The sequence below is a fragment of the Solirubrobacter deserti genome, assembly GCF_027587175.1.
In the GTDB taxonomy this organism is placed as follows: Bacteria; Actinomycetota; Thermoleophilia; order Solirubrobacterales; family Solirubrobacteraceae; genus Solirubrobacter; species Solirubrobacter deserti.
The window spans coordinates 1-1,882 of the sequence record NZ_JAPCID010000114.1 but is presented as its reverse complement, the minus strand read 5'-3'; the positions used below and the strand labels follow the sequence as shown (position 1 = coordinate 1,882).

1 protein-coding gene is annotated in these 1,882 nt (G+C 73.9%); it reads right to left on the bottom strand.

Going from position 1 to position 1,882, the window contains the following annotated elements:
* Window positions 1–1,882: CHAP domain-containing protein (locus tag OJ962_RS34155; RefSeq protein ID WP_270006955.1), on the bottom strand; the 1,882-nt coding region annotated here is incomplete at both ends.

Here is a 1,882-nt window from a genome sequence, read left to right as displayed (position 1 = left end):
GGCGGCCACGGGCGCGCCTGGCGCCGCCGCCGCGAACTGCGCGGGCGCGGCGGCGGCCGGCGCGGCGGCGACGTCCGCGGGCGGCTTCCAGTCCGGCGTGATCTCCTGCTTGAAGCCGAGGTGGATGTGGTTCTGGTGCGCGGCGTCGGTGAAGTAGCCGGGGCCGGAGATCGCGAACGGCGAGCCGATCTCGTTCGGGCGGATGTCCGGGTCCAGCTGTGAGACCTCGGACGCGATCTCGCGCGCCAGCGGGCTGCCCGGCCCGACGATCTCGCCGTCGATCGCGGCGATGTCGAGCCCGCGGCCGTAGAAGTGGTTGGAGATCGAGCCGCCCGCGGTGAACTTCGAGTGGTCCGAGCACATGCACGAGACCGTGATCTTGTGCTCCTGGCTGAGCTTGGTCAGCACGCCGATCACGCGCGGATCGATGCGGCCGGCCTTGATGTCGGCCTTGCCCACGTCGTCGAGCACGACGTTCTTGTTCTCCAGCAGCGCGAGCGCCTCGGGGCTCGGCGGGCCGCCCGTGCCGACCTCCTCGCCGCCGAACTGCTTGGGGTCGATCGGGGCGCTCGGCGCCGCCGCCTGCACGGGCGCCGCGGCCTGGACCGGCGGCGCGCCCGCCGCTTCCCCGTTGACGCGGATGAAGACGACGTTGCCGCTGCTCGTGGAGCGGTCGATGTGGCTCACCGAGTCGGCGTTGTTGCCCTCCAGCGCCTTGAACTTGCCGTTCTGCACGGTGCTGTCGAGGTAGCCGATGTGGCCGTCGGCGCCGAAGTCGTTCTGCCCGCCCCAGTCGTAGGCGACGATGTCGCCCGGCCGCGCCTGGTCGGCGCTGACGATCTGCAGCCCGTGCTGGTTCTGCTCGGCCGCGCGGACCCACGTCTGCACGGCCGCCCAGCCGCCGCCCGGCATCTTCTTGCCGGCCTTCTCGAGCGTCCAGGTGATGAACGACGCGCACCACGGGTTGCCGGACGGGACGCCCGCCGCGGACAGGTACTCGTCGACCTTCGGGCCGGCGTTGGTGCCCACCTCACGGACGCCCAGCTCGCCGCGCGCGACCGTCAGCGCCGCCGAGCCGAGCGAGCTGCCACCCGCCGTCGGCGCGACGGCGGCCGCGGCCTCCGCCATGCCCGCCACCGGCGCGGCCACCGCTTGCGGCGCGGCGCGGTTGGCGAGCAGGCCCTTGGCCTCCTCGAGCTTGGTCTGGTAGCGGTAGCGGTACTGCTCGGCCGGGCGCTCGGTGTCGGCGATCCACTCGCCGAAGTGGTTCGGGTCGTCGATCGGCTTGCCCGCCGCGACGCGCGCGTTCTTGACCTTCTCCGCCTCGTCGAGGAACCACTCGATCTGCTTCTGCGGGTCCTTGCCGAAGCCCGCGTACTCGCCCTGGTCCCAGATGCTCACGCGCATCTGGAAGAAGCCGATGCTGTCCGCGTCGCCGTAGTTGAGGTTCTGCAGGTTGGACTCGACGAGCGCCGCCATCACCGGCAGCTCCGCCGGGAGGCCGCGCTTCTCGGCCTGGCCGGCCATCCAGGCCGCGAGCTGCTCCTTCGGCGCGTCGTCGCCGGGATAGACCTCGGGTGCGGCGGCCGCGGCCGCGACGACGTCGGACACCGGCAGCGCGGCCGGCTGCCCGGCGAGCTGCGCGGGCGCCTCCGGCTCGGCCTTCTTGATCGCGGGCAGGAAGGCCTGCGAGTCGCCGCGGTCAACCTCCCGTTCGCCGGAGGCGGCGGCCGCGGTGGCCTTCACCGCGGGCAGGAAGGCGTCGGACTTCGTCGGATCGAACGCCGGCGCGGGCGGGGGAGCGGCGGCCGCGGCGGCGACCGGCACACCCGGCGCGGCGGGCACCGCGGCGAACTGCGCGGGCGCGCCGGCGACGGCGGGC